Annotated in this window: 17 protein-coding genes; 7 read left to right on the top strand and 10 right to left on the bottom strand. The window is 53.6% G+C overall.

The features are described from left to right. Positions 1–45: 45 nt before the first annotated feature. Positions 46–174 (bottom strand): hypothetical protein, encoded by a 129-nt coding sequence (locus ACNKIB_RS09095; protein ID WP_417910229.1) that lies wholly within the window; start codon positions 172–174, stop codon positions 46–48. Positions 175–232: 58 nt separating this feature from the next. Continuing rightward, on the bottom strand, positions 233–1087 hold the full coding sequence (locus ACNKIB_RS09090) for a hypothetical protein (RefSeq protein WP_417910228.1): 855 nt from the start codon (positions 1085–1087) through the stop codon (positions 233–235). A gap of 336 nt (positions 1088–1423) precedes the next feature. Between ACNKIB_RS09090 and ACNKIB_RS09085 the strand changes: the two genes are divergently transcribed. The 5 genes from ACNKIB_RS09085 (at position 1424) to ACNKIB_RS09065 (ending at position 6364) form a co-directional block, all read left to right on the top strand. Then, entirely contained in the window at positions 1424–2362 is a 939-nt protein-coding gene (locus ACNKIB_RS09085; RefSeq protein WP_417910227.1) for an HlyD family secretion protein, read from the top strand. Further along, on the top strand, positions 2359–3285 hold the full coding sequence (locus tag ACNKIB_RS09080; protein ID WP_417910226.1) for an ATP-binding cassette domain-containing protein: 927 nt from the start codon (positions 2359–2361) through the stop codon (positions 3283–3285). Before ACNKIB_RS09085 ends, ACNKIB_RS09080 begins: the two co-directional genes overlap by 4 nt. Before the next feature lie 83 nt (positions 3286–3368). Next, positions 3369–4565, top strand: a complete 1197-nt coding sequence (locus tag ACNKIB_RS09075) for a hypothetical protein (RefSeq protein WP_417910225.1) — start codon at positions 3369–3371, stop codon at positions 4563–4565. Positions 4566–4831: 266 nt separating this feature from the next. Beyond that, a complete protein-coding gene (locus ACNKIB_RS09070) occupies positions 4832–5431 on the top strand; it encodes a Uma2 family endonuclease (protein WP_417910224.1) in 600 nt (199 codons plus the stop codon). A gap of 111 nt (positions 5432–5542) precedes the next feature. Further along, on the top strand, positions 5543–6364 hold the full coding sequence (locus ACNKIB_RS09065; protein ID WP_417910223.1) for a type IV pili methyl-accepting chemotaxis transducer N-terminal domain-containing protein: 822 nt from the start codon (positions 5543–5545) through the stop codon (positions 6362–6364). Positions 6365–6376: 12 nt separating this feature from the next. Here ACNKIB_RS09065 and ACNKIB_RS09060 read toward each other — a convergent pair whose 3' ends face one another. From ACNKIB_RS09060 to ACNKIB_RS09045, 4 genes are all read right to left on the bottom strand, one after another. Further along, the gene (locus tag ACNKIB_RS09060; RefSeq protein ID WP_417910222.1) at positions 6377–6676 is read right to left on the bottom strand and encodes a hypothetical protein; all 300 of its coding nucleotides are present in this window, start codon (positions 6674–6676) and stop codon (positions 6377–6379) included. Positions 6677–6784: 108 nt separating this feature from the next. Beyond that, positions 6785–7825, bottom strand: a complete 1041-nt coding sequence (locus ACNKIB_RS09055) for a DUF4340 domain-containing protein (protein WP_417910221.1) — start codon at positions 7823–7825, stop codon at positions 6785–6787. 2 nt (positions 7826–7827) lie between these two features. Continuing rightward, complete coding sequence (locus ACNKIB_RS09050) at positions 7828–10752, bottom strand: Gldg family protein (RefSeq protein WP_417910220.1); 2925 nt, start codon at positions 10750–10752, stop codon at positions 7828–7830. Positions 10753–10767: 15 nt separating this feature from the next. Further along, the gene (locus tag ACNKIB_RS09045; RefSeq protein ID WP_417910219.1) at positions 10768–11679 is read right to left on the bottom strand and encodes an ABC transporter ATP-binding protein; all 912 of its coding nucleotides are present in this window, start codon (positions 11677–11679) and stop codon (positions 10768–10770) included. A gap of 276 nt (positions 11680–11955) precedes the next feature. Here ACNKIB_RS09045 and ACNKIB_RS09040 point away from each other — a divergent pair, with 276 nt between their 5' ends. Continuing rightward, positions 11956–14370, top strand: a complete 2415-nt coding sequence (locus tag ACNKIB_RS09040; RefSeq protein WP_417910218.1) for a hypothetical protein — start codon at positions 11956–11958, stop codon at positions 14368–14370. 128 nt (positions 14371–14498) lie between these two features. On the opposite strand, the gene ACNKIB_RS09035 is transcribed toward ACNKIB_RS09040, so the two are convergent. From ACNKIB_RS09035 to aqpZ, 3 genes are all read right to left on the bottom strand, one after another. Continuing rightward, entirely contained in the window at positions 14499–14993 is a 495-nt protein-coding gene (locus tag ACNKIB_RS09035; RefSeq protein WP_417910217.1) for a CreA family protein, read from the bottom strand. A 13-nt stretch (positions 14994–15006) separates the two neighbouring features. Continuing rightward, positions 15007–16704: a 2-isopropylmalate synthase gene (gene leuA, locus ACNKIB_RS09030; protein ID WP_417910216.1), complete on the bottom strand. Its 1698-nt coding sequence runs from the start codon at positions 16702–16704 to the stop codon at positions 15007–15009. A gap of 207 nt (positions 16705–16911) precedes the next feature. Beyond that, positions 16912–17601 carry an aquaporin Z gene (gene aqpZ / locus ACNKIB_RS09025; RefSeq protein WP_417910230.1) on the bottom strand — a complete coding sequence of 230 codons (690 nt, stop codon included), beginning with the start codon at positions 17599–17601 and terminating at the stop codon, positions 16912–16914. A 219-nt stretch (positions 17602–17820) separates the two neighbouring features. On the opposite strand from aqpZ, the gene ACNKIB_RS09020 reads away from it, so the two are divergent. Continuing rightward, a complete protein-coding gene (locus ACNKIB_RS09020; protein ID WP_417910215.1) occupies positions 17821–18045 on the top strand; it encodes a hypothetical protein in 225 nt (74 codons plus the stop codon). Between the two features lies 1 nt (position 18046). On the opposite strand, the gene ACNKIB_RS09015 is transcribed toward ACNKIB_RS09020, so the two are convergent. Continuing rightward, complete coding sequence (locus ACNKIB_RS09015) at positions 18047–18787, bottom strand: IS982 family transposase (protein ID WP_417910214.1); 741 nt, start codon at positions 18785–18787, stop codon at positions 18047–18049. Positions 18788–19147: the final 360 nt, after the last annotated feature.

Here is a 19147-nt window from a genome sequence, read left to right as displayed (position 1 = left end):
TATCGATGCTCGGTTGAGGAGCTTTTTCAGAACGATATAATATGATCATTTTATATCGCTACAGCTATACAACTCCTTTGCAAGTCGGTAGAACTCCTCTGTTGCCAAGCCAAACTCCTTTGTCAGCGAGTAAAAAAGGAGCATTAACTCAGGATGATGCGAAAAATACCGCAACAAAAGAAACCGGTTCCCTCTCTGCTGTAACCTGCTTGTTGAGTGTTAGAGGGATCGTTCAAACCTGCATCTCAGTGACACTATCGTCGCTAACGCGCTTGTACCGAGCGGTCGTCCCACGATGCCAAACATATGCGGACTTGAAGCCGCAATCGAGCAGCAGGGATTCCACGTCGTGAAAGTTGTCAGTAACATGCTGCCTTGTCAAGTGAATCAGGTACGAGTCAGCAATGCCGCTGTTTCTCAGCTTCTGCGCATCATTCGAGAGGTGTTTGTACGGATAGTCCAAGCCCATCTCGATGACGAGGCTTGGACGAATGCGCCCGTCTTGGAAGTCGGAAAGCGATGCGGTCGCCACGGAGTCGGGTGCGAGCACCACAAGGTCAAACGCTCCATGGCGTTTTCCGAGGCGCGGGATGAATTCGGGCCACTCTTTCTGGACAGGCTGCGTCACCCAGTGCGAGAAGACCAGCTTCTCCGCTAGCTGCTCATTGGCCACCATCAATTCGTAAAGCCTACAGTGAATCGAGTGTTCGCAACGATGCAGGTATGGATAACGAACGAATTCCTCCACAAGCTGATCGATTGCCGACTCTGTCACCCGCCTTGCGGTGATTTCCCAGTTGGACAGAGGTTTGAGACCCGCAGCCGGTACCTGCGCAAGAGGCTTCTCGATAGGGCTGCTGGGTGCCTTCTCCAAGTCACCGCTGCATTCGTTTTTGAGGAATGCCACAACCGCCTCAATCGATGAGAAAGACATGTGAGCAAGTTCTGCCTCGGTGACGAACCTGGGATGGTAGAACTTGATGATGTAGTCATAGACACCGTGGATTCCGTCGGGAGTACAAATATTGACCGTCTGCGATTTCGGTCCAGTCACGACCTTGACCCGTCGTCCGCATATCTCGAACATGGCTACCCCCTCGTCTCAGATTCCTAACAAAAAATTATACCAATCTGCAATCTTGCAGAATAGCGAAAAGATAGTAGCATGTTGACCGCCCAGTTTAAGGCACGCATCTGCCCTTATCAACAGGAGGCCAGACAGGAGCGGATTGATTTTCTTCAGGCCTGCTGTTACGGCTGAGACGTTTTGCCTGCAACTGGCTGAGATGATGCGCTGAATCGCAGCATAGCCTCATTCTAAAGGCTGCCTCCGCATCTGGCAACAGCTTTCTTTGCCTGTTGACAGCCGGAAGTCCTGCGCGTTATGCTGCCTGCACAGTAGAATTCTTCCCTTGCCAAGACCATGCGCCGCCTTCTCACCGCCATTCTTCTCCTTCTCGCTTCCTGTGATTCCCATCGGCAGAATGTCGCCCTCGGCACCTTAGAACGCGATCGCGTCGCTCATGCGGCTGCGGCCAGCGAAGTAATTATCGCTCTGCCTGTTGCCCAAGGTAGTATGGTAAAAAAAGGGGATGTGCTTGCCAGACTGGACGACACCCTGCAAAAGGCGCAGGTCAGGCGGGCAGAGGCTGAGCTGGCCCAAGCCGCAGCCCAGCTGGACAAACTCCGCAACGGGGCGCAGGCCGAAGAGATTGCCGCTGCCACGGCCAAGGTGGCTGGAGCCAAGGCCGTGTTGGCGGAGAGCGAGATCCAGCATGAGCGTCTGCGCGGCCTGCTGACGCAGCACATCAGCAGCAAAGGAGAGCTGGACAAGGCGCTGGCCGCCCGTGATGTCGCCCGTGCCAATCTGAATGCGACGCAGGAGGAACTGCGCCTGCTGCTCAAGGGCAGCCGCGAGGAAGACCTGCGGGCGGCCAAGGCCAAGCTCGATGCCGCCGCCGCTGTCTTGGCGATGGAGAGAAAAAAGCTGGCCGACCTCACGGTCATTGCCGCCTGCGCGGGCATCCTTGATGATCTGCCGTGGCACGTGGGCGAGCGTCCTGCTGCCGGAACACCGCTGGCTGTGGTGCTGGCTGGCAACGCGCCCTACGCCCGTGTCTATCTGCCTGAGCCGTACCGGGTCAAGATCAAGATGGGCGACAAGCTGACTGTGCATGTGGACGGCCTTGATGTGCCCATCAGCGGCCAAGTGCGCTGGATTGCCGCCGAACCCGCCTTCACGCCCTACTACGCCCTCAACCAAGAAGAACGCGCCCGCCTGATGTATTTGACCGAAGTGCAGCTGCCGGAAAGCGCGGCGCAGCTCCCTGCTGGTCTGCCTGCCCAGGTTGACCTGCCATGAGCGAGGCGGTTATTCAGGCTGAACAGCTCTGCCGCAGCTTTGGCCCGCTCATGGCCGTGCGCGATCTTGATCTGAAAGTAGCAAAAGGCCGCATCTACGGCTTCCTTGGCCCGAACGGCTCTGGCAAGACCACGGCCATCCGCGTCCTGACCGGACTGCTCGCGCCCAGCTCCGGCACTGTGCGGGTGCTTGGTTTGCATTTACCCCAAAATGCCGAACTCCTGCGCCTGCGCATCGGCTACATGACGCAGAAGTTCTCGCTCTACGATGATCTGACCGTGCAGGAAAACTTGCAGTTCACCGCCCGCATCTACGGCTTGTCAGGCCGGGCGCAGAAACAGCGCATTGCCGAGCTGCTGCATATCTATGGCTTAGAAGAGCGCAAGCACCAGCTTGCCGGACGCATGAGCGGCGGCCAGCGGCAGCGGCTCAGTCTGGCCGCAGCCACGCTGCACCGCCCGGAGCTGCTCTTCCTTGATGAACCCACCTCTGCTGTTGACCCGGAGAACCGCCGGGAGTTTTGGGAGCAGCTCTTTGATCTCAGCGACCAAGGCACGACCATCCTCGTCTCCACCCACTATATGGACGAGGCCGAACGCTGCCACTGCCTGTCTATCTTGGAGAACGGCATGAAGCGGGCCGAGGGGCCGCCAGATGAACTGATGCGGCAGATGGGCGCGCATGTGATTGAGATTGCTTCGGCCAATCTGCGCCAGCTCAAGCAGGAACTGCTCAAGCTGCCAGAGGTGCTTGCCGCTGCCCAGCTTGGCGCGCGCCTGCGGGTCTTGGTCAAGGATGCGGTCGCCGATCCGCTGGCCTTTCTCGCCAGCCAGCCGTGCATTGGGCCGCAGGACAGCCTCGTTGCTGTCCGCCCCAGCCTTGAGGATGTCTTTGTCACCTGCACGGGGAGGAACCGGGCATGACAAGCAAGGCCCGGCGAGCAACTGCGTTGTTGCTGAACTCCTTCTGTTGACAAGGGTAACTGTCTAAATATTGCCAAGGAAATATGACTAAAGGCCTTGCCTTCCTGCCGTGGGTGCTATTGCGCGAACGAACTGAGATCGGTCGTCTTCGTCTAATACCGTGGAGCCGTGGGAAATATCCAGACGACCTGCCATATGCAAGCCTTTCAGATATAGACGGTGTGATGGCCGCATATGCAGATCACGCTGATCATCTAATATCTAGTGCAACTCTCATCGAAATCGACAACTGGCATACAGGGCAAGACCCAACACCAGTCGCCAAAGCCCTATTCAAGATCAGGCCGCTAATCGGGTTTTCGGCTCTGGCAGATCGCTTGTTATTTTCGCAGAACTTCGATTATTGCAACTACGACACCTATTCACTGGTCGTACAGAAGTATCAAGAAAACTCCACAAAATACTTCGGTTTTACAACACGTAGGCGAGATGGGGGAGCCAGTTACATATGGTCATCCGATAAATTCACTTTCATACGACCGTACCATGCATTAAGCTGCCATCATAAGCTAAGTGTAGATTCGAGGCTATTGGATGCCTTATTGAGAGTGAAAATCATTCCAGATAACATTATAGAAGCTATCGAAGAGTTTGTCTTGGCAAACACCGACTCTCCTAACGTTCCAGAGCATGTCGAGTTAATAATGGTAAAATCCGCCTTTGAACGACTATTCAGAATTAACCATTACAAAGACGAATTCTGTCGCGCCATCAAGGAGAAGCTTGAGGCGATAAAGGCACCTGATATCGAGCATACTGAATATACAGCAGCTTGGCACGCGAAGCGTCCTAACTCGGCCCGCCTTATAGAATGCTGGGCAAAGGAATTTTGTGATATGCGGGGTGCAGCAGCTCATGGGGCGGGACGAAATAACACATCGCGGTTCATGTGGTCGGAATTCTATCATCTGGCTTTTGCATCTATTCTATTCCCACTTTTAGTTAAGCATGAACTCATGGCACTTGGACTGATATCTCAAGATGAAGAAGCGGTCGAAAAACTGCGATATATAGAACTCTACTTGGCAACAAATCCAGATCAATCCGAAACCGAATGTCGAGAACATCCATGGCGCGAAATTCCTAGACGCGCCATGGATTCTTTAAGAAAAAGATCTTACCATAAATTAATCCGTGAAGCACGGTTCTGGCCGCCTGTAGCCGACACTGCATCCACCGCTTCTAAAACTTCACCCGCATCTCCCCCAGAAACATGCTGAATAGTTTTCCAAAACATGCTGGCATGTTCCAACAATACATGCCAGCATGTTTTGGAAAACCATTCAGCATATATCGGCAATACATGCCAGATGGTTTCCTCGGTACATGCTAGCATGTATTCCGCCGCTCTTCTCCTCTGCCGCCCGTCCGAAGCAATGGCCCAAGATTGCGCCTCATTGCTTGACAAACAGCCCCATGCTCCGTATGCTGGCTGATCAGCTACAGGATGCAGATGCACGCCAACGTATCAGCATAAGGAGGGGCAATGCAGACAGAAACCAGCATCAGAACGCTTCGTGCAACGAAACAGTCTTCCGTTCGTCGGCCAGAGCAGCGTCAGTCCGCGCTGGAACGTTTTCTCGCTCTGCCAGAAGGCACAGCCTGTCAACTTATCGCCGGAAAACTTGTTATGAGTCCAGCACCAATTCCGTTGCACCAAGCAGTTATTTTAGAACTGTCCATCCAGATGGCCTTGTTTGTCAAGAAAGAGAAAGCTGGCCGGCTGTTTACCTCGCCGATTGATGTCCGGCTGAATGAACGCAACATCTTCCAGCCCGACATCCTCTTTATCAGCAAGGAGAAAGCCGCCTTGATCGGCGAGCGGATGATTGAGGGGCCGCCTGATCTTGTTGCGGAAGTCCTGTCGCCGTCCTCAGCCTATCATGATCTGCGGACCAAGTTCCGGGCCTATGCGCAGGCTGGCGTGCAGGAGTATTGGATTGTTGATCCTGAGCGGAAGAGCGTGGAGGTTTTCGTCAACAACAGCAACAAATTTCAGTTGCGGCAGGAAGCTGAGGGCGAAGGCGCGGTGCAGTCTGTGCTGCTGCAAGGGCTTTCTGTTGATCTGGCTGACATCTTCCCGTGACCTGCGCACGCTCTTTCTCCCATCACAACCTTGTCAGAACTTGTTATTTTTGCTTTAATATACGGAGTGTATAGCAATTTTGCTGTGAAATACTATCTAAAGGAGATTGAGATGGATGCTCTAAAGTTTAGAGGTATCGCCCTGTTAGCTCTTCTCGTTACCGCTCTCTTAGCAGTGCCCTTGCAGGCAGCGGATAATTATTCTGATCTCATGAATAAGGCTGGAATGCAGCGAATGTTGTCGCAGCGGATTACCAAGGCCTATTTGTATCACGGCCAAGGTATTTCCAAACAAGAAGCGCACCATCAGCTCATGACAGGTCTGAAGAAATTTGAATACAATCATGTTGCGTTGAAGAAGGTGCAAGATGCGGCGATCCAAGAGCTTCTCGTGTCCGTTGATACTTCTTTTGCAAAGCTCAAGGGACTTATCGAGCAGCCCTACAAGAAGGAAAATGCCGCGTTGGTCATGGAATTGAGCGAGACCTTGCTGGGATTTTGTCAGGACGTGGTGGTAAAGCTCGAAGAACTTTCCGGGGCAAAAATCGACAACATCATTAACCTCTCTGGCAGACAACGGATGCTGTCGCAACGAATCTCCAAATATTACATTGCCTATCAGTCAGGCTTTCAGGATGAGAATTCGGTGCAGCAATTGGAAACTGCGGTGTCGGAGTTTAATGCTGCCCTGGATGTCTTACTGAAGGAGAAGCGGAATACCGAACGGATCAACCTGCTGCTGACTAAAATGAAGAAACTTTGGAAAATAGTTGAGCCATATTTCCTCAAAGTCCGCAACAAAGGCAATCCGCTCTTAGTCTTGTCAACGACCGACGACCTCACCACACTGGCAGATGAAGTGACAACTCTTTATGTGGAAGTGGCTGCTTCTAAAAAGGATGTAGGGAAACCCGGCAACGCCTCGATTCAATAGGAGTTTGGCTCACTAAGACTTCTTTGCGGCTCGGCAAGATTCCTTTGCTGCCGACTTACCAAGGAGTTTTGTTAAGCCAAACTTCTTTCCTACTCGGCAAGAAAGGAGTGCGGCCAAGCAGAACTCCTTTCCTACTCGGCCAAACTCCTTTACGGCCAAACAAGAAAGGAGTTTGGCCAAGCCAGACTCCTTTCCTGCCGACTCCAACTCCTTTCTGGCCGAGCCGCACTCCTTTTCTGCTCGGCCAAACTCCTTTGCTCGCGACTTAGGAAGAAGAAAAAACTGCTTGTACTCCTCTCTGGCGAGCTGCAACTCGTTGCGACATCCCCTTGAAACCAGACAATTTTGCGCCAAAAACAAAAAAGGCAGCCCCCAGTCTTGCTGGGAACTGCCTTCTTCTTTGCCTACCTGCTTGTTCTGCTACTGCGCTGCTTCTGTTTTCACCGGCTCCTGCGCTGACTGCGGAACTGGCGGGATAGCCTGCTGTTCAGGCTGGGTCGCAACAGGTGCGGCTCCGGCTGGGTTGTTGGCCGCAGCCTGTTTCTCCTCTTTCTTGACCAGGAGATCGGCCCGCTTCAGCTTGGCCAGCTCATCTGCTTGCCAGCTGCCGATTTTCAAATACAAGGGACTGGCCGAGGTCTTCAGGACATAATGATCAGCCTGCTTGACCAAGGCATAGGTGAGTTTGCTGCCGTCGTTGCGCGTGGCAGTAAACTGTGTTGCCGAAGGCTGCTTGAACAAAGGCTCTGCTTGAGCTGGATCAACTACGCCTTGCACGGCCAAACCCGTGATCCTTTCCAGTGCCTTGTTGATCTCCTCCTTGCTTGCCTCGCCTGCTGCTGCGCCCTCCAAGAGCCAATCCTTGTCCTTTTTCGTGAGAACGATATCAGCCAGCTCGACCTTCTTCAGGTCATTCTGATTAAGCTGGGCCAGGCCCTTGTTCAGCCATTTATCTGCCTCAACCTCGGCTTCAAAGTCGCTGATTGGCAGACTGACCACCTCGTCTTTGCCTGCTAGGCGAGCGTAACTCTGACGCAGCCCCGCTGAATTGCCCAGATAGAAATCAGCAACGGCTTTATCCCCCTCCTTAAAGACGATGTGGCGGAGGAAATCCTTATCCGCCGTCTTAAACCGCTTGGCCGCGCCTTTGGTGGAAGCCACAGCTAGCCCTTGCTTGGCCTCAGCCACCTTGCGCAGCAAAGCCTCGAGCTGGCCACCATCTGCGGGTGCAGAAAAGACCTCTGGCAAGAGCCAACTCTTGCCGCTCTTGGTCAACGTCACCTTTTTTCCGTCGGTCGCGCTGATTTGCACTGCCGTAATCTTGGCTGGATCAAAGGAAACAAAGAGTGCATCTGGCGGGGCAGCGTTCAGCTCCGAGCTGCTGCGCACTTGTAAGAAGACCGCAAGGCCGAGCTGAAGAGCCAACAGCACCGCAGCGGCATAGATTACGCGCTGAAGCATGATTATACCCTCCCTGAAAAAGGTCGCAGGAATTCTAACTGCGCCTGTCTTGTCCGCTTCTGCCAGGTCGCCCGGAGTAACCAGATACCTGCCAAGCCGAGCAAGGCCAAGCCGTAGTTGAGATACTCAACCAAAAGCTGCCCCTTCTTACCCATTGGATGCAAGGGGCGAGAGAAATGGCTCCGGCCCCGAATAGCCAAAAGGCCCCGATCTTCCAACGACCAATCAACGGCATTAGCGGCAAGCTGCACCGGTGCCGTGTAGTTGCTGCGCATCACACTGGAACTAATGCCGATAAGCTGGTCACTGAGGAAGCTGCCGGACGCAAAGAGGATGATTCGCGCTGTGTCTGGCGACTTGTCGATCTGGCGGACGATCACCTGCTCCTTTTTCTCCTTCTCTGCCTCGGCTGCTTTGTCCTCGCCTTCCGGTTTGAGTGGCTCTTCCGCCTTTTTATCCTCCTTTTTCAGGAGAGGTGAGGGCTTGCCTGCGAAATAGGAGCTGAAACTACCCTCCACAGCTGCGGCCAGCAGATGTTTTTCCTGCTTGCCTTCAATCGCAAAGCCCAACTCGCCGTGTTGTTTGAAATTCGGCTGCACCTCAGTTGCGGTTGAAAGCCAGCTTTTCTCTGAGCTTTCCAGCAACCGGAGCACTTTGCGGCCTTTATTCTTGTCCTGATTGATTTCAATCGGCGAGGCCCAGTTCAGAGTGAGCTGATTAAGGCCACCAGTCAGACCACTCTCGCTATTCATCCCATTCGGGCGGATATCAACAAAGTAAGGATACTTGACCAGCTGGATTTCCTGCACCGTAAAGCCGCCCAAATTGCGTTGGGTCGGCACTGGGAAGGGGCTATTCTGCGGATCAAGTACCAGAGATTTGCCAAGACTGAGACCATGATGGGTCAACCAGTCTTCAAGTCCGGTTTTGTGCTCGGCAATTGAGAGGTCTTGATCTAAATTGATCTTATAGGGCGAAGCAGCTAACAACACAGTGCCGCCTTGCATCAAAAATTGATCGACCGCAAAGAGCTGCTTCTCGTCCAGATTCTCCGGGGCGGCTAGAACCAACAGATCAGCCTCGCTGGGCACCTGGCCTTTGTTCAGATTCGCGTCTGTTACCACATGATCCTGGGATAGCACATCTTTCAGGGCAGAGAACTGGAGACCACCGCCTGGTATCCCGAATTGGGGCATAGGTGGGGTGCTTTCAGGTACGCTGAGAGCGACTGTTTTGGCAAAACCAGTGGCAAAACGTTTGAGGCCAGCTTGCAGCGACTGCTGCAACTGCTCTTTATTCAAATCATCTGGCAGCGGGATTTCAATGATCTGCTCGCCACTGGCCAAGGTGATGTAGAACCAGAAGGTCTTCTGATCAAAAAGGCTGGCAGTCATGGGCCGGAAGCCGTATTCCTCGCCAATCTTCTTGGCCATCTTGCCGCCGTCTGCCTCTGGATCAACCACGGTAGAGGTAAAACGTCCGCCACTCTGCTCCTGGAGATCTTTGGCTAAAGCTAGCAGGTCTGCTTTGAGCTTGCGCAGCTCTTCTGGTAGCTGGGCATCCGCAGAAAAGTAGCCAGTCAAGGCCACGGGCTTGTTAATCGAGCTGAACAGGTCGCCGCCACCTTGATAGCTGTACAGTACCTTCTTGATCGCCCGGGTCAGATCATATTCTGGGTTGCGCAGCTCCACATCCAGATTGCGCTCATCCTGTGCTTTGACCTCAATCAGGTCGCGGAAGCCCAGCGTCTCGAACTGATCACCGTAACGGATGAGAATATCGAAATAGGAGTTGGTCACAGCAGCCTGATACTTGCTGGCTGTCTGAAAAGGCACGGGCCGGATGCCGTACTTCTGGCCAGCCTCCTGCTCTAGCTCGGCATTTTCTGCTGGATCAACAAACTCTACCCGCACTTTACCGCCACCAGCAACCGCGTACTCCTCCAACAGGTCACGCAGACGCGGGACAAGCGGGGCCAGCAAGGGATGAGTCTGAGCAGAGAAATAGCCGCGAATCAATAACGGCTCGCGGAGCTGCTGGAGATAGCTGCGGGTGGCATCCGAAATCGAGTAAATGCTGCCCTTGGTCATGTCCGAGCGGAAACTACTGCCCAGCGGGGCCAGCCAGAAGTTAGCAGCCAAGAAGTTGGCGATGAGCAGACCGCAGGCAAGCTGCCAGCTCCGGTGATGGCTGCTGGCTGGATTGCCTGCCCAGCGGATTTTCTCCAGGCCATAAATGTTGAGACTGAGGAAGATCCCCATCAGGCAGAGATAATAGTAAATATCCCGCAGATCAATCACGCCCCTGGTGATGGACTTAAAGCGCGAGCCTGAACCAAGCAGTTGCAGCAGCTCTGCACCTTGATTGCCGACAAAGCCAGACAGCATCTCTGAGCCAAGTAGGTAGAGTAGGCCGCAGATCAGCGAGGTGACAATCAGGCTGACGATCTGGCTTTCTGACTTAATGCTGACAAAGAGGCCAATGGCGATATAGGCCGCAGCCAGACAGAGTGCAGCCAAGTAGCCACCCAGCACTGGCCCCCAATCGAGCGGGCCAAGTAGACTTACAGTGATGGCGAGTGGCAGGGTGAGCAGCAGAGCCACGGCAATCAGACCGAGGCAGGCCAGGAACTTGCCCAGTACCAGCGAGAAGGGCTGCACTGGGGCTGTGAGCAGAAATTCCAGGGTGCCTGCGCGCCGTTCTTCGGCCCAGCTCCGCATGGTAATTGCTGCCACTAGGAAGATCAGCAGCACTGGCATCCACTCAAACAATGCCCGAATCTCGGTAACGTTGCGGGAGAAGAAGGTCTCTACCCAGAAGAAAACAAAGAGGGTAGCAGCCAGAAAGGTACCAAGGAAAACAAAGGCCGCTGGTGAACTGAAAAAGGCTCCGAACTCCTTGCGGGCGATGCGTGCTAGCGTAGTCATGTCATGCTCCTCCTTTCAGCCGCTGATTTCAGCAAAGACCGTCTCTAAGGTTCGGCTCTCATACTGTAGCCCATAGAGCGGCCAGTGTTGCGCATGAACCGCATCGGCTACTGCCGCCGCTGCTTCGCGGCTATCTGCGCCTTTACGCAGTTCCAGCTCAAAGCGATGCTCGCCAGCCTGCACTGCCTTGGCAATCATCGGCAGGGCGGTGAATTGCTGCACTGCTTGATTCGGATCAGCCTTGCTGCTCACCAAGAGCTTGCTGCTCTGCCGCAGGTCATCCAGCCGGGAATCCAGGGCTACCTTGCCGTCTTTAATAATGATCACCCGGTTGCAGACGGCCTGTACCTCCTGCAAGATATGGGTGGAAATGATCACCGTGGCAATCTTGGCCAGCTCGGTGATCAAGCTGCGCATCTGCCGGATTTGCGTGGGATCAAGGCCGTTGGTTGGCTCATCCAGGATGAGAATGGCAGGCTTATGGAGTATAGCCTGGGCCACACCGGTGCGTTGGCGATAACCACGTGAGAGGGTGGAGATCAGCTCCATCGCTTTCTCGGTCAGTGCGGTGCGCTCGACTGCCTCGCGGATCAGTGCAGGCCGCTCACGTTCTGGGATGCCATGCAAGGCGGCGCAATACTCCAAGTAACTGAGAATCGTCATCTCAGGATAGACCGGACAGTTCTCTGGCAGGTAGCCGATCTTCTTTTGCACGGCCCGCCGCTCTTTGGCAACACTGAGGCCATCAATCGTGATGCTGCCACTCGTGGCCTCAAGATAACCGGTCATCATCTTCATGATCGTGGTCTTGCCCGCACCATTATGGCCGAGCAAGCCGACTATCTCACCGGGCTTGATCTCAAACGAGACATTGCTGACAGCGGTAAAATCTCCGTACTTCCTTGTCAGATTTGCAACATTGATCATGGGTAACACTCCATTAGGCTATGATTCAGGCTAAGAGCAGATGGCTCCGCAGCTGAGAAGCAGCAAACCGGCAAATACAATAAAATCAGGAAGGGAAAAGTCAAGAGGGCACCAGGGGTGTTTTTTGGGCAGGGGCACACAAACCTGCGCCTGCAAGATCAGTGCTTTAACTTGAACTCTCGCTACCAATGGGGTACTATCCTGCACCTCTTAACAGGTTCGGGAATCTCCCGATTTCTGTTCGTTATCCCCAGAACCAGGACTATACTGCATCGCATGAAGAAAATTTCTTTCAGCTTATTTCTTATCGCCCTCACCACGTTGATGGCCGAACTTGCCTTAGTACGAATTTTCGATGTGATCTGGTATGCCAATAAGGCCTATATGATCATCACGATGGTGATGTTTTGTTTCGGGCTGGCTGGAGTGTATCAATCCCTGTGGCCACTGAAGCAGGATAAAAAATTTAAATACAAACTTTGCTGGACTATTTTCCTCTTTGGTCTGCTCCTCCTCCTGCTCCTCCCGGCAATCAATAGGCTGCCGCTCAACTTCGCCAACATTCAGGTCAACTCGGCGAAAGACATCACTGCCTTTGCTGCTCTGTATTTGATTTTGGCAGCACCATTTTTTCTTTCAGGGTTATTGTTCACAGCCATCTTTTCCTGCTATGCAGAGAAAATTCAGCAGCTGTACTTCTGGGATCTTGCCGGGGCCGCAATCGGTTGCCTGATTCTGATCCCCTTTCTCCCTTATATCGGCCCAGCAGGTGCACTCTTCCTTGGCGGTGGTCTGTGTTGGATCACCACCGGAATGTTGGTCGAAAGACAGTCTCTCAAGGCCACCCTGTATATTGTCGGCTTTCTCGCAGCAGCAATCCCCTTTGTTAAATCATTTTCCGCTGACAACTCAACTCATCAATATTTTGAATTCCGGCACCACCTCTCAAAGCGGGCGGTACTGGAGAGTATTGAGGCGGAAAAGGTGGAGATGAGCTACTGGGATCCCATTAGCAAGATTGATGTCATTGACAACAACGGCGCAAAGCATATCGCCTATGACGGCGGTACTCAGTCGAGCTTTATCTATCCCTTTGACGGCGATTATGCCAAGCTTAAAGCCTCGCTGCCCAAGGCCACCACGGCTAATTTCGGCGGGCAGAATGTTTACCTCAGCCATTGGCTCAAGCAAGATAGCAATCAGGATGTATTGATCATCGGGAGTGCGGGCGGACAGGAGACCAAGGCAGCTCTGACCTACGGAGCCAGAAGCGTTGATGCTGTAGAGCTGGTTGGCTTTGTCGTCAAGATCGGCAAGGAGATGTACAACCAATATAACGGGAATATATTTAATCATCCCCATGTGAGAACCTACGTTGATGAAGGTAGGAGCTTCCTGCGAGCTTCACAGAAACGATATGATATTATTCAGATGTATAGCAACCACACTTCCAGCAGCGTTGCGGCTGGTAGCGGGGCCATGTCAACTACCTACCTGCAAACTGCGGAAGCCTACACAGAATATTTTCAGCATTTAAAAGAGGATGGTATCCTCCAGATCAACCACCATGTGTATCCTCGCATGGTCACAACTGCGGCCAAAGCCTGGAAAGACATGGGGCGTTCCGATTTCCGCCGTCATGTACTGGTCTTTCAGGCCAAGAAAGGGGTACGGGATAACCTCCCCACTCTCCTGATCCGCATGACTCCGTGGACAAAGGAGGAAGTGGCCATGCTGGAAACCTGGTTCTGGGGTCATACCCAGATGGTAGAGAATCCGTACAAGAAAGAAGAAAGTATGCTCAGTGATGAATTCTACTCCGGTGATCTGTCTCAAGAGACCGTGGAGTTAGTGCCGTTCTGGGTAACAGCAGCCACTGACAATCGGCCTTATTTCAACTTCCTGCGGAAAGAATGGGGGCACTACAACCGTGCTTATCCTAAACAATACATGGATTACTCCACTGCCGCCCGATTAGCCTCTCAGTACCCCCGTAATCGGCTTATTCCCAGCGACATTGAGCATCTGGTAGTGGTATCCGTAGCATCGTTGTTTTTTGCTCTGCTCTTTGTACTCGTACCACTGCTCTTTTCTAAGGCAGGGCGGGTGCAATGGCCGGGCAAACTGGCCTCGATGGGCTATTTTTCCTGTCTTGGTGGCGGGTTCATTATTGTCGAGCTGGTCTTTATCCAAATTTTCATGAAGCTGATCGGCTTTCCCCTGCACACCTATTCCGCCGTGGTCTTCTCCCTGCTGATAGCAGCTGCTCTAGGGAGTTTATGCTCAGAAAAGATGGGAATCAAACCGCAAAAGAGATGGCCCTTTCCCTTTATTGGCACGATATTCTCCATCCTGTTATTTGTCGTCTTGTATCCTTTTTATTTTAAGTATTTTCTCGCCTTTTCTATCTGGGTACGAGTGGCAGCAGCGGTACTCATGATCCTGCCCGTTGGTTTCTTTATGGGCATGTGCTTCCCGCTAGGTATCCTTTCCATCAGCAGGCAGCCAGAAGGAGCAGTAGCTTGGGCTTGGGGCATGAATGGACTCTTCACGGTGATCGGTGGTATTGCCAGCGTGCTGATCTCGATCTATCTGGGCTTTAATCTCACGCTGCTCTTTGCCGTCTTGATCTATGCTTTGGCCTTGCTGCTTTTTACCCGAATGCGGAAACTGCATCAAGGAACGGTGTAGGAAAACTCGAACCAGGGTTCGAGATCACCTGGAACCAAGGTTCGAGTTGATCTCGAACGACTGTCGGGGAAAAGGTGGAACGGCTGTCAGAAAAAATTTCGACAGCCTGTCGAGATGGGAGCAAAAGATTATGGTCGCTCTTCTGCTGTCTTGCCCCAGGGTCTGATCTCAATCGCTGAGATCGAGTTCTTAGGCGAACCGTCAATCAGCTTCTCTGAGTAAGTGAGATAGACCAGCACGTTGCGCTTGGGATCATAGAATCGGACGACCTGGAGTTTCTTGAACAGGAAGGAGGTTGATTTACGAAAGACCTGCTCGCCGTCGCGCTTGCCGTTGACCACGTCCTCTGGCAAGGTGATCGGCCCGGTTTGGCGGCAGGTAATCGAGGCATCTGAGGTGTCTTCTGCCAAGCCAAGCGAACCTTTGATGCCGCCGGTCTTGGCCCGACTCACATAGCAAGTTGCGCCAGCGATGTCTGGATCATCAAAAGCATCTATGACAATCTTGTGATTGGCTCCCAGCAGCTTGAAGGCTGTGCTGACCTCACCGATTTGCTCTGCTTGTGCCTTGTTTACCAACAGCAACGCAGGCAGCAGCCAAAGCACCGTTCTGATCTTCTTCATTCACATTCTCCTTTTAACGTCCGGCTTGCATCCGGTTAACGGCACTGAGGAGTGCCTTGATTGAGGAAATAATGATATCTGTATCCACGCCCGCGCCCCACCAGGCTTCGCCGCCTGCCCTGTTGTCCATCACCTCGATGTAGGTGACAGCCTTGGCTGACGCGCCTTCAGTCAGGGCGTGTTCGTGGTACGAGGTGAGCGAAAAGTTCAGTCCTGCGTCCTGCTTCAGTGCAGCGCAGAAGGCATCCAGCACGCCGTTGCCGGTTCCCCGCAGCTTCACCTCGCTGCCGTTGATCTCCAAGACAGCTTCAATCTCAGCAGCGGAGGTGCTTTCGTCATCATCAATGTGCCGCTTGAGCACATCGAACTGCTTCAGCCGGAAGCCTCCCTGCTGCTGGAGAAGATACTCCCGCTCAAAGACCGCAAAGACCGCCGTGTTGGCCAGCTCGGTGCCGACCCGCTCAGTCTCCTCCTGCACCACTCGGCCAAAGCCGGGACGCATCTTCTTGGGCAGCTTGTAGCCGAATTCCTGGTTCATGATATAGGCCGCGCCGCCCTTGCCTGACTGGCTGTTGATGCAGATGATGGACTCGTAGCTGCGGCCCACATCTTTCGGGTCAATCGGCAGATACGGCACTGCCCAGAGGCCGTCTGGCCGCTGCGCCATCGCCTCCATGCCCTTGCTGATCGCGTCCTGATGCGAGCCGGAGAAGGCGGTATAGACCAATTCGCCGACATAAGGATGACGTGGATGGACAGGCAGGCCGGTGCAGCGTTGATAGACCTCGGCTACGTGGTTGATGTTGGAGAAGTCTAGCTTGGGATCAATGCCCTGGCTGAACATGTTTAAGGCCAGCGTGAGGATGTCCACGTTGCCGGTGCGCTCGCCGTTGCCGAAGAGCGTGCCCTCAACGCGGTCAGCCCCGGCCAGCAGAGCCAGCTCAGTGGCAGCCACAGCGCAGCCCCGGTCGTTGTGGGCGTGCAGACTGATGCGGCAGCACTCGCGCTGCTTCAGATTGCGTATGAACCACTCAATCTGGTCGGCGTAGATGTTCGGCGTGGACATCTCCACCGTGGCAGGCAGGTTGAGCGTCACGGGTTTGGCCGCGCTTGACTGCCAGACTGCGGCCACCGCCTCGCAGATTTCCAAGGCGAAGTCCAGCTCAGTGCCTGTAAAGCTCTCCGGTGAGTATTCGCAACGGATATCCCCGCCCTCGAACCGCTCTGCTTCCTCATGGATGACCCGCGCCCCTTCCACACCAAGAGCAATGATCTCCTCACGGCTCATTTTGAAGACCACCTCGCGCTGCAACGTGGAGGTGGAGTTGTAGAGGTGGACGATGGCCTTTTTCACCCCGCGCAATGCCTCAAAGCTCTTGCGGATCAGCGGCTCGCGGGCCTGCGTCAGCACCTGCACGGTGACATCATCAGGGATGCGCCGCTCCTCGACCAGCAGGCGGAGGAAGTCGTACTCTACGGTTGAGGCCGCCGGAAAGCCGACCTCGATTTCCTTGAAGCCGATCTCGACCAGCAGCTGAAACATCTCCAGCTTCTGGCTCAAATTCATCGGCTGGCGCAGGGCCTGGTTGCCGTCGCGCAGGTCAACCGAGCACCAGACCGGCGCGGCAGTGATGGTTTTGTCCGGCCAAGTGCGGTTGGACAGCGGCACCGGGGGACAGGGGCGGTATTTGCTCAATTTATCAGCCTGCATTGCATCCCTTGAATGGCACAGATCAATAAAAAAGCCACGGCTCAGAAGCTGAACCGTGGCTGCGGAGTGTCTTCTTGCTCTTTTGACCGTCAGAACAAAATGCCTCCTTCAGCCCCGGCTGCGTGAAGCAGGCAGAGCAGCAGGAGCAGTCGGCGGAGCGGTTCAGTGAAGAGCATGATAAAAGAAAAGGATCAAACGGCCAAGGGCTTATTTGCTCTCGCTGCTGAGAAAGCGGTGCGCAGCGGCACCAAGGACGGCGCCGACCATCGGCGCGAGCCAGAACAGCCAGAGCTGGCCGACAGCCCAGCCGCCTGCGAACAGAGCAACGCCGGTGCTGCGGGCAGGATTCACGGAAGTGTTTGTCACCGGGATGCTGATCAGATGAATCAGTGTCAGGCAGAGGCCGATGGCAATCGGCGCGAATGCCTGCGGCGCGCGCTTGTCGGTCGCGCCGAGAATGACGATAAGAAAAAGCATGGTCATAACCACTTCCGTCACCAAGGCCGAGAAAAGGCCGTAGCCGCCTGGCGAATGGCTGCCGTAGCCGTTGGCGGCAAAGCCTGCCGAAGCCTCAAAGCCCGCCTTGCCGCTGGCGATGATGTACAGCACCATGCCTGCCGCGATTGCGCCCAGCACTTGGGCGGCTATGTACTGCGGCAGCTCTTTGGCCGAGAAGCGTCCGCCTGCCCACAGCCCGACCGACACTGCCGGGTTGAGGTGGCAGCCGGAGACATGCCCGATGGCGAAGGCCATGGTCAGCACGGTCAGGCCAAAGGCGCACGAAACACCGAGCAGACCGATGCCCACATCCGGGAAGGCGGCGGCCAGCACCGCGCTGCCGCAGCCGCCGAGAACCAGCCAGAATGTGCCGACAAACTCCGCCGCATACTTTTTCATGAACTCCTCCTTTTCGTGATTAATCATGCTGTCTCACAGCGTGGATAAACATATCGATCATCATAGGGCGATCAAAAGTTATCTGTCAAGCCTGAAACGAGAGACCTCTTACAGATAAGCAGGTTGCAGCGGAGAGAGAACCGGTTTCTTCTTCTGCCGTGTTTTTCGCATAACCCTCAGTTAATGCTCTTTTCTTGCTCGCTGGCAAAGGAGGTTGGCTTGGCAAAAGAGGAGTTCTGCCGACTTGCAAAGAAGTTGTACTCAGCAGAAAAGGAGTCTGGCCGAGTACAAGAGAAGTTTGGCTTGGCAAGAAAGGAGTTTGGGTCGGCAAAACTCCTTTGCAACTTGGCCAGAAAGCAGTTTTGCCAAGCCGAACTCCTCTTCTATCGAATACAACTCCTTTACAAACGAGCAGGACTCTTCTCTTGCTTACCCAAGTTGTGACCTACAGCATGGCTTTTTCGATGCCGTAAGCCAAGATGAACAAAAACACCTTCAACTCAAATCCATGCGGGGTGACAGCATAAATATGCGCCGGAAATCTTTGTTTGATTGCGCTGAATACTGATTCGACGCGCTTTCGGATAATTTTTATTCCGTCTTCCGCCAATGATTCATATTTTCTTTTTGAATTATTCTTCCTGGCAGGTTTCAGATGAATATCTGTCTTTTCAAGACTGTCTTCAACAGCATACGCGTTATACGCCCTGTCCCCGTAAATGACGCTTCCTGAGGGAACATGAAAAGAAAAATCATAAAGAGTGCTGACATCCGCATATGATCCGGGAGACAAAAATATTTCCGCAGGAATGCCTGACTCAGTCATCAGCGCATGAACTTTCAGACCATAAAAATACTCGTCACGGCTTGAGACATATCCCCAGAACTGTTCATCCTGATATATTTTGCATCGTTTCATGCGGATGTTCCGGCAGACGTGGACAGGGAAGCTGTCCATAAGATAAATTTTCAATGAATCCGCTTCATGGAACGGCTCCGCCAGCCGTCTGAGCAGCCCGGTCCAGACCTGCTCAGGAATTCCGCCCAGGCGGCGGCTGAACTGGCTTTTTGAAAGCATGGCGGGCATATATCCATGCTCCTTAAGGAATTTGCAGCTTTTCTCATGACTGCCGGAGAAGAAAGCGGCGGCAGTCAGGGCCGCAGTCATGACCTCAGCCGTGCTCATCGCACATTGCGGGTCGTCGCGCCAGCCTTCAGAAATTAAAAAATCATCGCATAAACAGTAAAATGCTGTAATTTTGAGTTCCAGGCCTTCCTCCGTTTTCGGTTATATTTGCGCCGGACAGCAGAAATATACCATACGCAGGGAAGCGTGGATTTTCCAAGATGTTATAGGTCACAACTTGGGTCTTGCTTATTTGCACTCTGAGTGCAAAACCGTAAATGAATACTCCACCGGCTTAAAGCCGGTGGCTTCGATTGACAGCTAAAGCTGGCGTGGTCAGCTTCGCCGACTCTCTCAGGCTTCACCGTCAACTTTAAAATTGTCGTTAGAAGTGCAGTCTTGTCCTTCAATATACTGTTT

Origin of the sequence: Candidatus Electronema sp. PJ, from assembly GCF_048287395.1 — a bacterium.
Lineage (GTDB): Bacteria > Desulfobacterota > Desulfobulbia > Desulfobulbales > Desulfobulbaceae > Electronema.
Note: the sequence above shows the minus strand (reverse complement) of the source record. Positions and strands in the feature narration are given on the sequence as shown.

Coding starts and splice junctions, on each gene's coding strand:
- ACNKIB_RS09090 (WP_417910228.1), bottom strand. CDS start 1,087: ATGTTCGAGATATGCGGACGACGGGTCAAGGTCGTGACTGGACCGAAA.
- ACNKIB_RS09085 (WP_417910227.1), top strand. CDS start 1,424: ATGCGCCGCCTTCTCACCGCCATTCTTCTCCTTCTCGCTTCCTGTGAT.
- ACNKIB_RS09080 (WP_417910226.1), top strand. CDS start 2,359: ATGAGCGAGGCGGTTATTCAGGCTGAACAGCTCTGCCGCAGCTTTGGC.
- ACNKIB_RS09075 (WP_417910225.1), top strand. CDS start 3,369: ATGACTAAAGGCCTTGCCTTCCTGCCGTGGGTGCTATTGCGCGAACGA.
- ACNKIB_RS09070 (WP_417910224.1), top strand. CDS start 4,832: ATGCAGACAGAAACCAGCATCAGAACGCTTCGTGCAACGAAACAGTCT.
- ACNKIB_RS09065 (WP_417910223.1), top strand. CDS start 5,543: ATGGATGCTCTAAAGTTTAGAGGTATCGCCCTGTTAGCTCTTCTCGTT.
- ACNKIB_RS09055 (WP_417910221.1), bottom strand. CDS start 7,825: ATGCTTCAGCGCGTAATCTATGCCGCTGCGGTGCTGTTGGCTCTTCAG.
- ACNKIB_RS09050 (WP_417910220.1), bottom strand. CDS start 10,752: ATGACTACGCTAGCACGCATCGCCCGCAAGGAGTTCGGAGCCTTTTTC.
- ACNKIB_RS09045 (WP_417910219.1), bottom strand. CDS start 11,679: ATGATCAATGTTGCAAATCTGACAAGGAAGTACGGAGATTTTACCGCT.
- ACNKIB_RS09040 (WP_417910218.1), top strand. CDS start 11,956: ATGAAGAAAATTTCTTTCAGCTTATTTCTTATCGCCCTCACCACGTTG.
- ACNKIB_RS09035 (WP_417910217.1), bottom strand. CDS start 14,993: ATGAAGAAGATCAGAACGGTGCTTTGGCTGCTGCCTGCGTTGCTGTTG.
- leuA (WP_417910216.1), bottom strand. CDS start 16,704: ATGCAGGCTGATAAATTGAGCAAATACCGCCCCTGTCCCCCGGTGCCG.
- aqpZ (WP_417910230.1), bottom strand. CDS start 17,601: ATGAAAAAGTATGCGGCGGAGTTTGTCGGCACATTCTGGCTGGTTCTC.
- ACNKIB_RS09015 (WP_417910214.1), bottom strand. CDS start 18,787: ATGAGCACGGCTGAGGTCATGACTGCGGCCCTGACTGCCGCCGCTTTC.